Below are 16,408 nucleotides of genomic sequence, written 5' to 3'. Positions count from 1 at the left end.
TTGGGGGATCTTCGGGTCCCCCGTGGAGATAAAAATGAAAGTTGCTCAATCCGCCCCCTCTACCGCTGTATCCAAATCTGATTTTTATTCGCTTGTCACACGAGTAAAACAGGCCGTGGATAAAGCTGCGTCTTATCTGTGTATTCTGATTGTTGGTTTAATGACTTTGTTGGTGACCTGGCAGGTTGCGTCGCGCTATTTGTTTAATAGCCCGAGTGCGGTCAGTGAAGTGCTGGCGCGTTATTTGTTTATCTGGCTGGTGCTGATTGGCGGGGCATATGTTTTTGGCCTGCGCGAGCACATGGCTATTACGTTTATGCGCGATAAAATGCCGCGTAAATTGCGCCTTTCTCTGGAAATTGTTGGCGAGTTAGCCACTTCAGTATTTGCATTACTGGTGCTGACTATCGGTGGTTATATCGGTATGAGCCGCCAGATGGCGCAGCTCGACTCCGCATTACAAATCCCTATCGGCATTATCTACATTGCGATTCCGCTGAGCGGTGCATTGACGCTGTTCTATTGTCTGTATAACCAATATGGGTTGTTCAGAAAGTTCTCTTCGAAACAAGATTGATTGGGTGTCGATATGGATATTGCAATTATTGTTGCTCTGGTGATGTTTAGCGGCGTATTTATTCTGCTGCTAGCGGGAACGCCAATTAGTATTAGTATTGGGATCTCATCCTTCGCCGCGATGTGTCTTATTTTACCGTTCGATGGCGCGATATTAACCTCTGCCCAGCGCGTCTTTGTCGGCCTCGACTCCTTTGCCTTATTAGCCATTCCCTTCTTTATTCTGGCCGGGAATTTAATGAACAATGGCGGGATAGCCATTCGTTTAATTAACTGTGCAAAATTGATCAGTAATTTCCTGCCGGGGCCTCTGGCGCAAACCAACGTCGCCGCCAACATGCTGTTTGGCTCCATCAGTGGTTCAGGCGTGGCATCTGCGGCAGCGGTCGGTGGCATCATGTCGCCAATTCAGAAAAAAGAGCAGTATGACCCGGCGTTTAGTGCCGCTGTGAATATCGCTTCTGCACCAACGGGTATGCTGATCCCACCTAGTAACTCTTTGATTGTTTATGCAACGGTTGCAGGCAGCGTGTCTATTTCCGCTCTGTTTATGGCGGGTTATGTGCCTGGCATTCTGTGGGGCCTGGGGGTGATGATTGTCGCCGGGGTTATTGCAAAACGCCGGGGTTATGTAGCCGACCGTTCTGCGGATAAAGGCAAAACGTTACGCATTCTGTTTGATGCAATTCCAAGCCTGATGATGATTGTTGTGGTTATCGGCGGCATTCTGGGGGGCGTGTTTACCGCAACAGAAGCCTCGGCAATTGCGGTGGTTTATTCGCTGGTGCTCGGCGTTATTTACCGCAATATCAAAATGGATGATTTGCCGAAGATATTCCTCGCGACCGCGAAAATGACGGCGATTGTTATTTTCATGCTGGCGGCATCGTCGATTATGTCGTGGGTCATGGCGTTTACCAAAATCCCTGCGCTGATTGCCTCCGGTTTACTTTCTGCAACAGATAGCTTCATCGTTATTCTGCTGATTATGAACCTGGTATTACTGCTGGTGGGCACCTTTATGGACCCAACACCTGCGGTATTAATCTTCACCCCAATCTTCCTGCCAATCTGCATGCAGTTTGGAATGGACCCGGTACATTTCGGTATCATGATGGTGTTCAACTTATCGCTTGGCACAATTACGCCGCCGGTAGGGCCAATATTATTTACCGGCTGTAAGGTGGGGGATATTAAGATTGAGCGCGTGATTAAACCGTTGCTGCCATTCTTTGCGGTGATTGCGATTGTTCTGATGATGGTAACCTATTTACCGGCTATCACCATGGCACTGCCACAGAGCATGGGTCTGGTTAAATAGATTAAAGTTGGCGGGGATTTTCCCCGCCAATCACTAATGCGCAGCTAATTCCTGGAAGAATGCAGGGTTAGCCTGGATAGTTGCCAGCACTTTTGCAGCAAGCCCGGTTGGGTTACGCCTTCCGGACTCCCAGCTTTTGATTGTATCAACGCTAGTACCAAGTGCCTTGGCCATCTCACTCTGCGATACATTCAGCTGTTCCCTGATTGCCTTAACATCAGCGATCTCATAACGGGTGACACGGGCGGGAGATTGAACGCCATTTTTAATGTCGACCGCTTCTTCAAGGGACGCTTTCAGGTCGTCAAAAAAGCTCATATCACACCTCGTTTTTCAGTATTTTCGTCAATTTCTTGAGAGAGTATCCAGCGAAAAGCCTTTCTTATGCAGCGAGGCAATAATTTCGGCTTTATGCCAGTGGGAAGATATCTAAAAGGGAATAGTTTGAATTACAGGGGCTTTTTGATTTCAAGTGCAGCAAGGATTGCGGCTTCCATTTTCTCCGGGGTGGAGATAGGAGCAAAACGCTTGAGTGGTTTGCCGTCGCGTCCGATCAGAAACTTAGTGAAGTTCCACTTTATTCGCCCACCCAGCACACCGGGTAATTCATTCTTCAGGTAACGAAACAACGGGTGCGTTGCTGCCCCGTTGACCTCCACTTTCTCGAACATCGGGAAGCTCACGCCGTAGTTGATATGACAGGTCTGCGCGATTTCGTCGGCGCCGCCGGGTTCCTGCTTACCGAACTGGTTGCAGGGGAAACCAAGCACCACCAGACCCTGGGCGGCGTACTTCTTGTAGAGTGCTTCAAGGCCTGCGTATTGTGGCGTGAAGCCACAATGGCTGGCGGTATTAACCACCAGAACCAGCTTGCCAGCGTAGTCAGCCATAGAGATGAGCTGGCCACGCAGACTGGTGGCAGTAAGTTGATGAAAGGTGGTCATGTCGGAATCCTCAGAGCAGAATCAGTTTGACGTTAGCATTGCCACGTAGCGTGTAGTAAATACGCGTTCTGCGTTTCATGGCAACGCCCCCCTTGTTTAAGGATAGCGTTGCATCGACCCGTTGAACTCACAGGACTTAAGCGACTGTCACTCCCTGATTATGCCTGTACTACCAAATCCATCGAAAGAACTATAAATCCTTCTCCTACAATTCCCTGGATAACGCTATTCACTAAAGCCAATGAATTAGAGGAAACACCGGGATTTGGTTCCCGGAGGGACGCCAAACCTGGTGGTCGCCCTGGGTATCTCAGTCTTAATCTAACCCCAGCCAACCCAACCAACTACCAATCCCCCACCCATAACTCTTTCCAATATTTCCCCATAAACCACCCCCACATCACAATTTCGCTCAAAAACTATCACTGTCACCAATAGATTCGACCTCTTTAATCCGTGACTGTAATCACATTAAGCCAGCGAATTATCATGAATCGGCCGCTTTTTGTGGCGCATATCACTCTTGCCTCTGGGATTTCCACTTCAAAGTGGAAAACAACTCGCTACAAACCTCTAACCCTCGCCGATACCTTAGAGCCATATCAGTAAACGAGGTATGCAGTGTGAATAACGGAGCGGTAAAGGTTAATGACGCCGGAAGTACCGACGCCACACAACTTACGGAGCAAGTGTTGGCGTTTATCAGGACGCTGCTGGAAGGCCGAAACATCACGCCAAACGCAGTTCAGGAACAGATGCTGACATCCCACGTTCGCGCCATGGCGCACCGGTCACTGACCGGCGAACCGTTGCCAGAAGTTGAAGAAAGCCTATTCGAGGAAATTTCTGATGACTCTCTGGAAATGGCAAAAGCAGTCGTGGAGCAGTTTGGCAATCTGCCGGTTGAAGAGGCGTGGTTGCTGTCAGTGCATTTCGAAGTCGCGAAAGACAATCTTTGAATAATCAGGAGATTCAAATGGAACAAATTACCGTAGTGATCGGCGACCGCCTGGGTAAAGGCCAGAAAGTGGCAGCAGGGATTGAGAAAGCAGGCGGCCGTGCCGTGGTTATTCCTGGTGTTGCCGCTGATATGAAACTTGGCGATGTGATGAAAGCTGAAAATGCCACATTCGGCATCTCTTTTTGTGGCAGCGGCGGCGCAGGTGCCATCACCGCGCAAACCAAACATGGTTACAAAGCCAAATACGGCATGCGTTCAGTTGAAGAGGGCGTGACTGCCATCAACGAAGGCAACAACGTGCTGGGCTTCGGCTTTATGGATAAAGAAGAGCTGGGCGAGCGCTTAGTTCTGGCCTGGGCTAAGAAGTACGGTAACTAAGTATGAAAGAACACTTCTCCGAAACGGTGAGAGTGAAAGGTCGTGGCGACACTAAAGCCAAGGCCTTTGCTGATGCCCTGAATCATGTTCAGGGCTCGGTTATGAAGTCATCTCCCCACATTTTACTGCGTATTGAGCCACAGGATGTGCAGGTTGTTCAGGCGCGAGTACAGGTCAAGAAAGAGGCCTTTTTGTTCTTCTTTCTGAAACGTGAAAAACAGATGTTCAGCGTGGAGTTGGATGTTGCGGTCAGTGTGACGGCCATCAATATGGACAAAGTAGACTTCATCCCCCAATAAAATCACACAGAAAGGACAGACAGATGTTCTTAATTATATTAATAAAATCGCTAATCATCGGCGGTCTGGTTGGCGTTGGAGTGGGCGCCGGGGCTGCACGTATGTTTCATGCGCCGACCACGCAAGGTATGGGCGCTTTTCGTACCCTCGGCGAGCTGAACTCCTGCGAAGGCGACCCGGCTTCACACTTCTCATTTGGTTTAGGCTTCTTCTTCAACGCCTGGGCATCGTCCGTTGCGGCGGGTGCTTTCACTCAGGACGTTGACCACCGCATTATCCCACACTGGGGTGCGGCTGCGCTGATGATGAAAAATCGCAACGTGGCTGAGACCCTGCACGATCCGCGCAAGATGGCTGTCGCGTGCGGCATCATCGGCATGATTGTGGTGGCCTTCCTTAACACTACCGCGTCTGCCGTTCCCGCAGCATTACAGGTCACCGCAGTCAAAGTGCTGGTCCCTGCGGCGAACTTGCTGGTGACCATCATCATGCCAGTGATTTTCTGGCTGGCAGCGATTGATGCCGGTAAAAAATCAGGCTTCTGGGCGACTATTTTCGGTGGCTGTGCGCAACTGATTATGGGCAACGCCGTACCAGGCTTGGTGCTGGGCATCCTGATTGGTAAAGGCGTGGAAGAGAGCGGCTGGAACCACGTCACCAAAGTGATGATGGTGGCGATTATCGCGCTGTTTGTGCTGAGTGGCTTCTTCCGTGGCTTCGATATGAAGATGATCGAATCCTTCCATCTGACCGTGCCGGACTGGCTCAGTCTGATCCATAACTCGATGAGCGGAAAATAAGGGAGCCTGTGATGGAAACGAATAAAGGTTTTTGGTACGCCGACTGGTCATTCCCAATTTTCGTTGGCCTGCTTTCTTCCGGCGTGTTCGCCGGGACACACATGTATTACCTCTACGGCATTGGCGCATTCAACGAAGTGGCGTTTGTTTCCATGCTGCGTGCCGGGATTGATACCGGTGTGTATGGCGCAGTCGCCGCGTTTGGTGCCAGCTTCCTGTTTGCCCGCATCATTGAAGGTTCGCTGGTCGGGATTCTGGATATCGGCGGAGCGATTCAAACCGGCGTAGGTCTTGGCGTTCCAGCGTTGTTACTCGGCGCGGGCATTATCTTCCCGGTTGCGAACTTTGCGGCATCGCTGGTGACGGGGCTGGTGATTGGCCTGGCGATTGGTTATGTGATTATTCTGGCGCGTAAATTCACCGTCAACCAGAGCAACTCAACCTACGGGGCAGACGTCATGATGGGCGCGGGTAACGCATCCGGCCGCTTCCTTGGCCCGTTGATTATCCTCAGCGCAATGACCGCTTCTATTCCGATTGGTATCGGATCCTTGATTGGTTCTCTGCTGTTTTATCTGTGGAACAAGCCGATTACCGGCGGTGCGATTCTTGGCGCAATGCTGTTTGGGGCATTCTTCCCGATTGCTTTGTAGGCCGAAGCGGGGGCTGGAGATACCCGGGGCGATTTCAGGGCTTGGCATCCCTCCGGGAACCAATTCCCTGAACTTCCCCTAATAATCGGCTACGGGATCTTTCTGAAGGAGAAAACCATGTTCGACTTAATCCTGCGCAACGCGTGTCTGGTGGATGACACCGTTATCGACATCGCGCTCAAGGACGGAAAAATTGCCGCACTTGGCGAAATCATGGGTGAGGCGCAAGAAGTGCGCCAGCTCAATGGCGAATATTATGTCAGTGCAGGCTGGATTGATTCCCACGTCCACTGCTACCAAAAATCCCCGATTTATCACGACGACCCTGACAGCATCGGTATAAATACTGGCGTCACTACGGTTGTTGATGCCGGGAGCACGGGTGCTGATGATATTGATGAGTTTTACGAGCTGACTCGCAAAGCGGCGACGGATGTTTACGCGTTACTGAACATTTCCCGCGTTGGGCTGATTGCGCAGAACGAACTGTCGGATATGGCGAATATCGACAAAGTCGCCGTGCGTGACGCGGTAAAGCGCCACCCTGGTTTTATCGTCGGCATCAAAGCGCGCATGAGCAGCAGCGTCGTCGGTGCCAACGGCATTAAACCACTGGAGCGAGCGAAAGAAATCCAGCGCGAAAACGGTGATTTTCCGCTGATGGTACACATTGGTAATAACCCGCCAGACCTCGACGAAATTGCCGATTTGCTGACAACTGGCGACATCATTACCCACTGCTACAACGGCAAACCGAACCGCATTCTGACGTCTGCCGGTGAATTGCGAGCGTCCATTTCCAACGCTATACAACGTGGCGTACGTCTCGATGTGGGACACGGCTCCGCCAGTTTCAGCTTTGAAGTAGCGAAAATCGCCATCAGCAAAGGGATTCTGCCACACACCATTAGCTCCGATATTTACTGCCGCAACCGCATTAACGGCCCGGTGCATAGCCTTGGCGTGGTGATGTCTAAATTCCTCTCCATTGGTATGTCACTTCCACAAGTAATTGATTGTGTTACCGCTCATGCCGCCGATGGTTTACGCCTGGCCAGTAAAGGGCGCTTGTCCGTTGGCCTTGATGGCGACCTGACCATTTTTACTCAACGCCGCCAGCCGACGGTCTTTACCGACTCAGAAAGCCAGACTCTCCAGGGTGAACAACTGCTGGTGGCACTTGCCGCCGTTCGCGCCGGGAAGTGGTTTGTTACCGAACAAGGGAAGGAAGAACATGTCTTCGATTTATGAGAAATACAATTTAAAACAAGTCATTAATGCCTCCGGCCGCATGACGGCGCTCGGTGTTTCTACCCCGCGCCCGGAAGTGGTCGAAGCTGTGACCACTGGCATGAATCATTACTTTGAAATGAAAGACCTGGTGAACAAAACCGGGGAATACATTGCTAAATTGCTCGATGTAGAAGGCGCGACAGTTGTCTCTTGTGCATCAGCGGGGATCGCGCAATCCGTGGCGGCTGTACTGGTAAAAGACAACGCCTGGCTGATTGAAAACCTGCACGCTGCACCCCTTGAAAACAACGAGATCGTGCTGCCGAAAGGCCACAACGTGAACTTCGGCGCACCGGTTGGCACCATGGTGAATCTCGGTGGCGGCAAAGTGGTTGAAGCGGGTTACGCCAACGAATGTTCAGCCGACCAACTGGCAGCGGCGATTTCCCCGCGCACCGCCGCCATTTTGTATATCAAATCGCACCACTCGGTGCAGAAAAGCATGCTTAGCGTTGAGCAGGCCGTAGTCGTGGCTCGCAAACATAACCTGCCGCTGATTGTTGATGCTGCCGCAGAAGAAGATTTGCAGTGCTACTACCGTGCGGGTGCGGATCTGGTGATTTACAGCGGCGCGAAAGCGATTGAAGGGCCAACCAGCGGCCTGGTGATTGGTAAAGCGCAGTACGTTGAGTGGGTGAAGCTGCAAACAGGCGGCATTGGGCGCGCCATGAAAGTGGGCAAAGAAGGTATTCTTGGCCTGACCTGCGCCATCGAACACTATTTAACGGCAGCCAAAGAAAGCGGCGCACAGATGGTCGAAAAAATGACGCCGTTTATCGAGAGCCTCAACACCCTTGATGGCGTGAGTGCACGTGTAGTGTGGGATGCTGCAGGGCGAGATATTGCGCGTACCGAGATTAAGTTCGATGAAGCAGTTATCGGCATCAGCACCAGCGAGCTGGTGAGCGCATTGAAACAGGGCGAGTACGCGATTTTCTTCCGTGGCTACAAAGCCAACGAAGGGATTATCGAAGCCGATGTGCGTAGCGTCAGCCCGCAGCAGTTAGAGATCATTTATCACTGCATTAACGCACTGGTAAGCAAGGAGAAGCAGGTATGAAACTGACCCCGAATTTTTACCGCGACCGTGTATGCCTGAACGTGCTGGCGGGCTCGAAAGAGAACGCGAAAGAGATTTATGACGCCGCAGAAGGCCATGTGTTGGTCGGCGTGCTTTCTAAAAATTACCCGGATGTGGCAACTGCCGTGGCGGAAATGCGCGAGTATGCGGCGCTTATCGACAATGCGTTGTCCGTTGGCCTCGGCGCGGGTGACCCAAACCAGTCTGCAATGGTGAGTGAAATCTCCCGCCATGTGCAGCCGCAGCATGTAAACCAGGTGTTTACCGGGGTGGGTGCAAGCCGCGCGTTGCTTGGGCAAAATGAAAGCGTGGTCAATGGCCTGGTTTCTCCAACGGGAATGGTAGGGATGGTGAAAATATCCACCGGTCCGCTAAGCTCAGTCTCCTCTGACGGGATTGTGCCGGTAGATACCGCTATCGCGTTGCTTAAAGATATGGGCGGCAGCTCAATCAAATATTTCCCGATGGATGGCCTGAAATACCGTGATGAGTTCCGCGCGGTAGCGCTGGCTTGTGCAAAACACGATTTCTGGCTGGAGCCGACTGGTGGGATCGATCTTGAGAACTACGAAGAAATCCTGAAGATCGCGCTGGATGCGGGAGTGAGTAAGATCATTCCGCATATTTACAGCTCAATTATTGATAAAGCGAGCGGTAATACGCGTCCGGAAGATGTGCGCACTTTGCTGGATATGACGAAGAAGTTAGTTGGCTAAAACCTGATAACAATGAGGATCATCAATGCCCGCAACACAAACGCAATTCGCCTGGGTAGGTACCTACAACCCAAATGGTGAAGGGATTTACCGTTTTCATGTCGATGCCGAAACCGGTGCACTGACCCGCAAAACGCTGGTCAGTGAACTGCCGAATGCCGCGCAGCTCACCGCTTCGAAAGAGGGTAAAACGCTGTATGTGGCATGCGAAACTGAAAACGGTGTGATTGCAGCATTGCGTGTTGGGGATGATGGCAACCTTACTGAACTTAATCAGGTTTCATCGGGCGGCGCGGGGGCGGTCTATGTCACGCTCACGCCGAACGAGCGGCATTTGCTTGTGGCGAATTACGGCAGCGGTTCCGTTGCCGTATTGCCAGTGATGGGCGATGGCAATTTGGGCCAGGCCACGGATATTCAACAGGATGCGGGGCCTACTGGCGCCAAAAAACCAGAAGCCGCCGTGGAAGGCAGTTTTGCGGCCAGCGGACACAGTGGCCCGCATGCACATATGATCGCCACCGATCCCAGTGGTAAATTCGTCTTTACTACCGATCTTGGACTCGATCGGATCTATCAATATCGTTTCGATGAAACTCACGGCAAACTCACGCCAAACGATCCTCCCTATATTGACGCCTCATCGAAAGGTGCAGGGCCACGCCATTTTGTATTCACGCCAAAGGGTGATGGCTTATGGTTGATCAATGAAGAATCTTCTACGCTTACCCACTACCAACTTGATGTAGCCAAAGGAACCCTAACCGAGGGCGAGAGCATTTCCTCACTACCTAAGGGGTTCAAAGGAACCAACTTTGCTGCGGGTCTGGTGCTAAGTAAAGACGGGAAACAGCTATATGTGGCGAACCGTTTGCACAACAGCATCGGCCATTTCAGCGTTGCCGCGAATGGCAGGCTGGAGCTTGTGGAGCACGTCTGGACGCGGGGTGATTACCCGCGCACGCTAACGCTCGGCCATAATGAAAAGTATCTGTACGTGATGAATCAGCGCAGCGATAACATCGCGCGTTTTAGCGTGGCGCAGCCGACTGGAAAACTGAATTTTGTTGAGGATTACATTGCGGTGGGCAGCCCGTCACAGATGGTTTTGACAGGTGCTGCGCCCGATTAACGAAAGGAAACGGCAGTGAGATTCCCAAACCAACGTCTGGCCCAGCTGTTTGAAATGCTGCAAAACGAGACGCTGCTCCAGGATGAACTGGCGCGGCGATTATCGGTTTCTACCCGCACCGTGCGCGCGGATATCACCGCTTTAAATGCGCTGATGGTCGGGCATGGCGCGCAGTTTGTCCTCAATCGCGGAGCCGGTTATCAGCTCAATATTGCAGACCCGGCGCTGTATGAAGAACTCCAGCAGCAGCCTTCACGCCAGCTGCGTATTCCGCGCAACTCACCGGAGCGTGTGCACTATTTAGTGGTGCGTTTTCTGACGTCTGCCTTCTCATTAAAACTCGAGGATCTGGCCGAGGAGTGGTTTGTTAGCCGTGCGACATTGCAAAGCGATATGGCTGAGGTTCGTGATTGGCTGGCGCGCTACAACCTGACGATTGAAACCCGCCCGCGCCACGGAATGAAGCTGTTTGGCAGTGAAATGTCGGTGCGTGCTTGTCTGACCGATCTGCTTTGGAAACTCACGCAGGAAGATTGCGAAAATCCACTGCTGACTGAAGAAGTGCTCAATGCAGGCGTGCCAGAACAACTGGCGGCAGAACTGCACAATTGTTTTACGCGCTGCCGTATCCGCCTGACTGACGAGGGTGAACAGTTTATCCGTTTATATTGCGCCGTTGCGGTTCGCCGTATCAGTGAAGGTTACCCGCTGCCGGAATTTAGCGCCGACAATGTAGACGAAGCGGTGCGTGAAGCCGCAAAACAAATCACCGTACTGTTACAGGAGCTTGCAGGTAAAGCGCTTTCCGAGGCGGAAGAGCAATGGCTGCAAGTTCATATTGCCTCGCGCCAGGTGCAAGCGGTGGCGGCGAGCGCTATCAGTGCTGACGACGATGAAGCGCTGGTGAATTATATTCTGAGCTTTATCAACAACAATTATAACTACAACCTACTGACTGATAAGCAGCTACATGCTGATTTGCTCACGCATATCAAAACTATGATTACCCGTGTGCGCTATCAGATAAATATTCCTAATCCCCTGCTAGGCAATATTAAGCAACACTACCCGATGGCTTATGACATGACGCTTGCGGCGGTGTCGAGCTGGGGGAAATACACGCCTTATGTCATCAGCGAAAACGAAATTGGTTTCCTGGTGCTGCATATTGGTGTGGGGCTTGAGCGGCACTACAACATTGGTTATCAGCGCCATCCACGCGTGCTGTTGGTTTGTGATACCGGGAACTCAACGGTACGCATGATTCAGGCGATGCTGCTGCGTAAATATCCCCAAATTGAGGTCACGCGGATCATTTCCCTGCGAGATTATGAACAACTCGACGGCGTGGAAGAGGATTTTGTTATTTCCACGGCGCGCATTATCGATAAACAAAAGCCCACTGTGGTGGTGGCGCCATTCCCGACCGAGTACCAACTTGAGCAGTTGGGCAAACTGGTGCTGGTGGACCGCACGCGCCCATACATGCTGGAAAAATTCTTTGATGCCAGCCATTTCCGGGTGGTTGATGAGCCGATGACTCAGCAGGAGTTGTTCAGCACGCTATGCCAGCAGCTTGAACGAGAAGGCTATGTAGCGGCCGATTTTTACCCTTCAGTGGTTGAGCGTGAAGCTATCGTCAGCACCGTATTGGGCGAGGGGATTGCACTGCCTCACTCATTGGGGCTGATGGCGAACAAAACCGTGGTTTACACTGTGCTTGCACCACAAGGTATTCGTTGGGGTGATGAAACAGCACATGTCATTTTCTTACTGGCAATCAGCAAAAGCGAGTACGAAGAGGCGATGGCGATTTACGATCTGTTTGTCACTTTCTTGCGCGAAAGGGCGATGCCGCGTTTGCGGGATAGTCAGAGTTTTGAGGAGTTTAAAGCGGTGGCAATGGATTGTTTGAGTCGGTTTTAAGGGGAGTAGCCTCTCCCGTATGGGAGTGGTCTCTTGGTCACAACTCACCCGGGCATTTTGTTAGGGTGAGATCTTTGAGCTCGTTGATTTTCCGTTCACCTGTGCGTTCAGTTATCTCTTTCATTCCTGCAAACGGTGAACGTGCCAGTGGGATAACGACATCCCCCTGGCGACCCCGTCGCCCGGTGATTAAATTGCCGCTGCGCGGTAAACCCCAGCTTATCCCCAACATCAGGGCCGTTCGCGACACGTTCCCGACGATCGCTCACTGGCGCCGTTCCCGACGGCGCCACCCTGACTTATGGAGAACACTGGGGCAATTTATACCGGGAACAAGGTCAAAACCGGCTCGGTGTGGTTTTTAGCCTTTGACGTTGACCTTTGGTTCCGGCTTCAATCGCCTCCATTTTGACTCCAGGTGGCAGGGTCCAGCCGTCGGGAACGGCTGGAGGGCGCGATCGTCGGGAACGAATCGCAACCGACCCTGACACGGAGGCAAAATGGAGGTTTACCGCTTGCGGCGATTGATTTGCCGGGAGTCCGGGTTCTTAGGGTGGCGACGGCGGCCACCCTAAGACGTTCACCGGTACAGTGGCTATATGAAACACGGAATATCGGGTGAACGGAACTGTCTCGCGACTCACACAGATATGACCAAGAGACAGCTTCCGTGGAGGATTACTTCAGCATCGTAAACGCAGTCGTCACATGCTTCACACCGCTGACGCGGCTGGCAATATCTGCCGCAGCTTTGGCTTCTCTGTCAGTGACTAAACCTAACAGGAACACTTCGCTGTTCTCGGTAGTGACTTTCACATTCGTCGATTTTACCTGGTCGCTTGCCAGCAGTTGCGAGCGCACTTTGGTCGTTATCCAGGTATCGTTAGACGCCGTTCCCAGGCCAATTGGCGCCATGTTACGGATTTCGTTATACACCTCTGTGGTGCCATCAACGCCTAACGCAATCTGTTTGGCACGCGATGAGAGTTCGGAGTTAGGCGACTGCCCAACCAACAGCACTTTGCCCTGATACGCACTTACGTTGATTCGCGTTTCTTTCTTGATTTGCTCGTCTTTGCCGAGCGCGCTATTTACGCGCAATTCCAGCGTACCATCATCAACCTGAGTACCGACTGTGCGCGGATCTGTCGCCGTTTTAGTGGCGACTGCTGCGGTACCCACGACTGCGGCAGCAACACAACCTTGTAGAAGTAGTGCGGTAATAAGGACTGCAAGTGGCTTATATGCCTTCATCTGTACTCCTTAATCGTCCTGGTGAGGGAATAACGTATTATCAATCAGATCGCATAAGCAGTTTACCGTCAGCATATGCATTTCCTGAATGCGCGCGCTGCGGTGAGAAGGGATGCGAATTTCCACATCCTGTGGCCCTAATAGCCCGGCCAATTCCCCGCCATCGTAACCAGTTAGTGCAACAATAGTCATATCGCGCGTTACAGCGGCTTCTACCGCTTTGACGATATCACGACTGTTTCCGCGGGTCGAAATGGCGAGTAAAACATCACCGGTTTGACCGAGGGCACGTACTTGTTTTGCATACACTTCTTCGTGTAAACGATCATTTGCGATCGCGGTTAAGACCACATTATCAGCATTAAGTGCAATAGCAGGTAAACTCGGTCGCTCAGTTTCAAAGCGGTTGATCATACTGGCGGCAAAATGTTGGGCGTTGGCCGCAGACGTGCCGTTGCCACAGCAAAGGATTTTATTGCCGTTAAGCAGAGACTGAACCAGTGTCATTGCTGCACGGGAGATAGCATCTGGCAGAGCTTCCGCTGCGGCAATCTGGGTTTGAATACTTTCCGTGAAGCAGACTTTGATTCTTTCGAGCACGTTAGTTTACCTGGTTACTTTAAACATCTGCGGTGAACGCGTTGGTTAACCACTCTATTTCATTGCCGGTGAAGGCTAACACATCGAAACGGCAATCCACAGTATCAAAACTTCCTGATGTGCGGGCTAACCAATACGAAGCAGTGTGTAATAATTTTTGTTGCTTACGGCGAGTGATGCTTGCGGCTGCATCACCGAAGTGGTTTGAGCGGCGGTATCGCACTTCTACGAAGACGATAACGCTGCCGTGTTTCATGATGAGGTCGATTTCGCCGCCGCGAGAATGGACGTTTGCGGCGATGAAACGCAGTCCATTGCGTTCAAGAAAGCGGCGCGCTTCTAATTCGTAGCGCGCGCCAGCTTGTTGACGGGTCAGGATGCCGGAACGATTTGACCTTGACTGAATTGCAGCCAATTTAACTTCCTGTTAATGACACAATCCTGGGTTGCAGAAAGCGTGCCGGTATTGCCATTCACCTGATAGCCAGGGACCTGGCGGATTTGAGAGAAGTGATTTGCCAGTGACCACGCGTCCACGCCCATGGCGTAAAGACGTGCCAGTGAGTAATCGTTATTTACGCTACCCAGCGCTTGCTGCATCAGCGATGGGTTGTTGCCGGCAAGCATCGGGATTTCACTGAACTGCAAGTCTTCCATTTCCAGACGGAAATCCGGGCCACTTACACCCTGAGAGCTGCGCGAGCTGGCATACAGTTGCGCTGGGCTGCGGCTGCCGGTACGCATGGCGATCATTGGTTTGATCAATGCGACTTCATCAGACGTTGCAACGATGTAGGCTGCATCTACGCCACCGGAAGTACCACCCGTAATTTGTGCATCTGTTGGTGGAGCAGGAATTGTCAGCCCACCAATGGTCACTGCTTCGGGTTGAGCGGCTGCGGCATTAACCGGAGTTCCGCTCAGCGCGATACCTGAACCGCTGTTAATCCCTTGTTTTAGCTCAGCCGTTGAACCGAACTTCTGCTGTAGTACCGTGCCACCACCGAGTTTCAGCCATTCATCGGCAAAAGCTTTAGTGACGCGATCGCCAAGGGCGCTACGCGGAACCAACAATAGCGGAGCACGGTGGCCTTGCTGCCAGATATGGTCGGCTGCATCACGCGCTTCGTCTTCTGGCGACAGGGCGAAATAGCAGATATTTGCACGGTTCTGCACGTTTTCTGGTTGGTTAAGCGCCAGGATATTCAACGGGGAAGTTGTTGTTGCTAACTGATCGACGTTGTTTTTAAGCAATGGGCCGACAACAATCGTTGCACCATCTTGCTGGGCCTGAGCGAGTATCTGAGCCAGCGGTTGTGTGGTGGTGTCGTAGACTTTAACTTCCGCAGCCGGATTGGCTGGAGCCGCGGCAGCTGCAGCTGGCTGTGTTTGTGGAGCAGCTTGCGGGGCCGGAGCTGCTGGCGTTGCGTCAGGCTGTTGAGTTAAATCATCAACCGATGCCGCAGCAGGGCTTGCAACCATATTTGGATCCGCAGGTTTCGGCAATGCGGCCTGAGTGGTGTCAACCGGTTGCCCGTTGGTATCAGCAACCTGCGCCGGAGCCGTAGTCTGTGCGACTGGTGCGGAGCCCATATTTTTCGCCGCTTCAAAACCTTGCTGGATAGTGCGACCAAATACAGCGGCCTGGCCACTTAATGGCAGCAACAGGGCGATTTTCTCAGTAGAGGCAGGTTTGTAATTCTGCATATTACTGAGCTGAGCTGGCAGCGTTTTCGCACCTGGGTTTTGCGGGTAACGCGTTTGCCAGTCTTTAATACCGGCTTTCAGCATTTCGGGATCGTTACGGTTGTCGTTCCAGACGCGTTGCAGATCCAGCCAGCCTTGCAGCGTGTTTTCGTCGGCATTAATGACCAGCGAATTCATCTGCTCCGGGGTCATCTGAGACAGTGCCTGCCATGTACCGTCGATATTCTTCTGATGCGCAGGGCCAGTCAGCATTGGCTCTTGTGCAATATACGCGCGCAGCAGGTCAAGCGACGGGCGGTTCTGGCTTGCGTCGATAACCGCCTGGTAGTAGCGAGTCTGCTGGTTTTTATTGAGTGTAGAAAGCTCGATTTTGCTCAGGCGCGCGTTGGCGTCAGCAAAATCCTTCTGGGCAACTTTCACCTCGACTGCCAGTAACTTCTGCTCACGCACCTGTTCTTCATTCATCTCTTTTGGCAGTTGATTGTAGAGATCAACGGCTTGCTGAGTTTTGCCTTCTTTTAACAGCGCATGAATGGCGAGTAATTGCCAGGTGGTCTTGCTATCATCGCTACTTTGCTGCATTTGTTGCAGGTAATACGCTGAATCAGCAGTCGCCTCGCCCTGAACATGGGCAGCAGACTGGTCTGGTGCTTTAGTTGTACAGCCGGCGAATATGAGCGCGGCCAACATAACAGGCAGACAACGCCCGGCTTTAGAACGAATAAATTTAGACGGTACCATTCTGTATCCAGTGTAATTTTTATCTC

The 16,408-nt window shown here is 52.0% G+C and carries 20 protein-coding genes; 12 read left to right on the top strand and 8 right to left on the bottom strand.

Annotated elements, in window-relative coordinates; translation table 11 throughout:
• Positions 1 to 34: 34 nt before the first annotated feature.
• Positions 35 to 577, top strand: a complete 543-nt coding sequence (locus AC0IXI_RS20925) for a TRAP transporter small permease (protein ID WP_064515845.1) — start codon at positions 35 to 37, stop codon at positions 575 to 577.
• A 12-nt stretch (positions 578 to 589) separates the two neighbouring features.
• Complete coding sequence (locus tag AC0IXI_RS20920) at positions 590 to 1,897, top strand: TRAP transporter large permease (RefSeq protein ID WP_471683051.1); 1,308 nt, start codon at positions 590 to 592, stop codon at positions 1,895 to 1,897.
• A gap of 33 nt (positions 1,898 to 1,930) precedes the next feature.
• Here the strand turns inward: AC0IXI_RS20920 and nadS are convergent, their stop codons facing one another.
• From nadS to AC0IXI_RS20905, 3 genes are read right to left on the bottom strand one after another with little or no spacing between them, the layout of a single operon-like run.
• Complete coding sequence (gene nadS, locus AC0IXI_RS20915; RefSeq protein ID WP_134186308.1) at positions 1,931 to 2,215, bottom strand: NadS family protein; 285 nt, start codon at positions 2,213 to 2,215, stop codon at positions 1,931 to 1,933.
• Positions 2,216 to 2,242: 27 nt separating this feature from the next.
• Positions 2,243 to 2,326: a helix-turn-helix domain-containing protein gene (locus AC0IXI_RS20910; RefSeq protein WP_134186436.1), complete on the bottom strand. Its 84-nt coding sequence runs from the start codon at positions 2,324 to 2,326 to the stop codon at positions 2,243 to 2,245.
• A 20-nt stretch (positions 2,327 to 2,346) separates the two neighbouring features.
• Positions 2,347 to 2,841 (bottom strand): glutathione peroxidase, encoded by a 495-nt coding sequence (locus AC0IXI_RS20905; protein WP_134186310.1) that lies wholly within the window; start codon positions 2,839 to 2,841, stop codon positions 2,347 to 2,349.
• Positions 2,842 to 3,464: 623 nt separating this feature from the next.
• On the opposite strand from AC0IXI_RS20905, the gene AC0IXI_RS20900 reads away from it, so the two are divergent.
• The 10 genes from AC0IXI_RS20900 to AC0IXI_RS20855 all read left to right on the top strand — a co-directional run bounded on the left by AC0IXI_RS20900 (position 3,465) and on the right by AC0IXI_RS20855 (position 12,080).
• Entirely contained in the window at positions 3,465 to 3,800 is a 336-nt protein-coding gene (locus AC0IXI_RS20900) for a glycine dehydrogenase (protein WP_064515854.1), read from the top strand.
• Positions 3,801 to 3,817: 17 nt separating this feature from the next.
• Positions 3,818 to 4,180, top strand: a complete 363-nt coding sequence (locus tag AC0IXI_RS20895; RefSeq protein WP_064515856.1) for an SFCGS family glycine-rich protein — start codon at positions 3,818 to 3,820, stop codon at positions 4,178 to 4,180.
• A gap of 2 nt (positions 4,181 to 4,182) precedes the next feature.
• The gene (locus tag AC0IXI_RS20890) at positions 4,183 to 4,479 is read left to right on the top strand and encodes a DUF4312 family protein (protein WP_134186314.1); all 297 of its coding nucleotides are present in this window, start codon (positions 4,183 to 4,185) and stop codon (positions 4,477 to 4,479) included.
• 23 nt (positions 4,480 to 4,502) lie between these two features.
• Complete coding sequence (locus AC0IXI_RS20885; RefSeq protein ID WP_064515860.1) at positions 4,503 to 5,279, top strand: DUF4311 domain-containing protein; 777 nt, start codon at positions 4,503 to 4,505, stop codon at positions 5,277 to 5,279.
• 11 nt (positions 5,280 to 5,290) lie between these two features.
• Positions 5,291 to 5,932: a DUF4310 family protein gene (locus AC0IXI_RS20880; protein ID WP_064515863.1), complete on the top strand. Its 642-nt coding sequence runs from the start codon at positions 5,291 to 5,293 to the stop codon at positions 5,930 to 5,932.
• Between the two features lie 117 nt (positions 5,933 to 6,049).
• Positions 6,050 to 7,183 (top strand): amidohydrolase/deacetylase family metallohydrolase, encoded by a 1,134-nt coding sequence (locus AC0IXI_RS20875; protein WP_471683050.1) that lies wholly within the window; start codon positions 6,050 to 6,052, stop codon positions 7,181 to 7,183.
• Positions 7,167 to 8,285 carry a DgaE family pyridoxal phosphate-dependent ammonia lyase gene (locus AC0IXI_RS20870; RefSeq protein ID WP_471683049.1) on the top strand — a complete coding sequence of 373 codons (1,119 nt, stop codon included), beginning with the start codon at positions 7,167 to 7,169 and terminating at the stop codon, positions 8,283 to 8,285. Before AC0IXI_RS20875 ends, AC0IXI_RS20870 begins: the two co-directional genes overlap by 17 nt.
• Positions 8,282 to 9,022 (top strand): 2-dehydro-3-deoxy-phosphogluconate aldolase, encoded by a 741-nt coding sequence (gene dagF / locus AC0IXI_RS20865; protein ID WP_471683048.1) that lies wholly within the window; start codon positions 8,282 to 8,284, stop codon positions 9,020 to 9,022. The genes AC0IXI_RS20870 and dagF overlap by 4 nt, the downstream gene beginning before the upstream one ends.
• Before the next feature lie 25 nt (positions 9,023 to 9,047).
• The gene (locus AC0IXI_RS20860; protein WP_471683047.1) at positions 9,048 to 10,154 is read left to right on the top strand and encodes a lactonase family protein; all 1,107 of its coding nucleotides are present in this window, start codon (positions 9,048 to 9,050) and stop codon (positions 10,152 to 10,154) included.
• Positions 10,155 to 10,169: 15 nt separating this feature from the next.
• Positions 10,170 to 12,080, top strand: coding sequence for a BglG family transcription antiterminator (locus tag AC0IXI_RS20855; protein ID WP_471683046.1), 1,911 nt, complete (start codon positions 10,170 to 10,172; stop codon positions 12,078 to 12,080).
• A gap of 37 nt (positions 12,081 to 12,117) precedes the next feature.
• On the opposite strand, the gene AC0IXI_RS20850 is transcribed toward AC0IXI_RS20855, so the two are convergent.
• The 5 genes from AC0IXI_RS20850 to AC0IXI_RS20830 all read right to left on the bottom strand — a co-directional run bounded on the left by AC0IXI_RS20850 (position 12,118) and on the right by AC0IXI_RS20830 (position 16,382).
• Positions 12,118 to 12,330 (bottom strand): hypothetical protein, encoded by a 213-nt coding sequence (locus AC0IXI_RS20850; protein WP_471683045.1) that lies wholly within the window; start codon positions 12,328 to 12,330, stop codon positions 12,118 to 12,120.
• A 428-nt stretch (positions 12,331 to 12,758) separates the two neighbouring features.
• Complete coding sequence (gene dolP, locus AC0IXI_RS20845; RefSeq protein ID WP_064515872.1) at positions 12,759 to 13,334, bottom strand: division/outer membrane stress-associated lipid-binding lipoprotein; 576 nt, start codon at positions 13,332 to 13,334, stop codon at positions 12,759 to 12,761.
• A 9-nt stretch (positions 13,335 to 13,343) separates the two neighbouring features.
• The gene (diaA, locus tag AC0IXI_RS20840) at positions 13,344 to 13,934 is read right to left on the bottom strand and encodes a DnaA initiator-associating protein DiaA (protein ID WP_034461282.1); all 591 of its coding nucleotides are present in this window, start codon (positions 13,932 to 13,934) and stop codon (positions 13,344 to 13,346) included.
• Positions 13,935 to 13,953: 19 nt separating this feature from the next.
• A complete protein-coding gene (locus AC0IXI_RS20835; RefSeq protein WP_064515874.1) occupies positions 13,954 to 14,349 on the bottom strand; it encodes a YraN family protein in 396 nt (131 codons plus the stop codon).
• The gene (locus AC0IXI_RS20830; RefSeq protein ID WP_471683044.1) at positions 14,307 to 16,382 is read right to left on the bottom strand and encodes a penicillin-binding protein activator; all 2,076 of its coding nucleotides are present in this window, start codon (positions 16,380 to 16,382) and stop codon (positions 14,307 to 14,309) included. Before AC0IXI_RS20830 ends, AC0IXI_RS20835 begins: the two co-directional genes overlap by 43 nt.
• Positions 16,383 to 16,408 lie beyond the last annotated feature (26 nt).

The organism is Buttiauxella sp. AC038, from assembly GCF_979253565.1.
The sequence above is the reverse complement of the archived record's forward strand: the minus strand, read 5'-3'. Positions and strand labels throughout refer to the sequence as shown.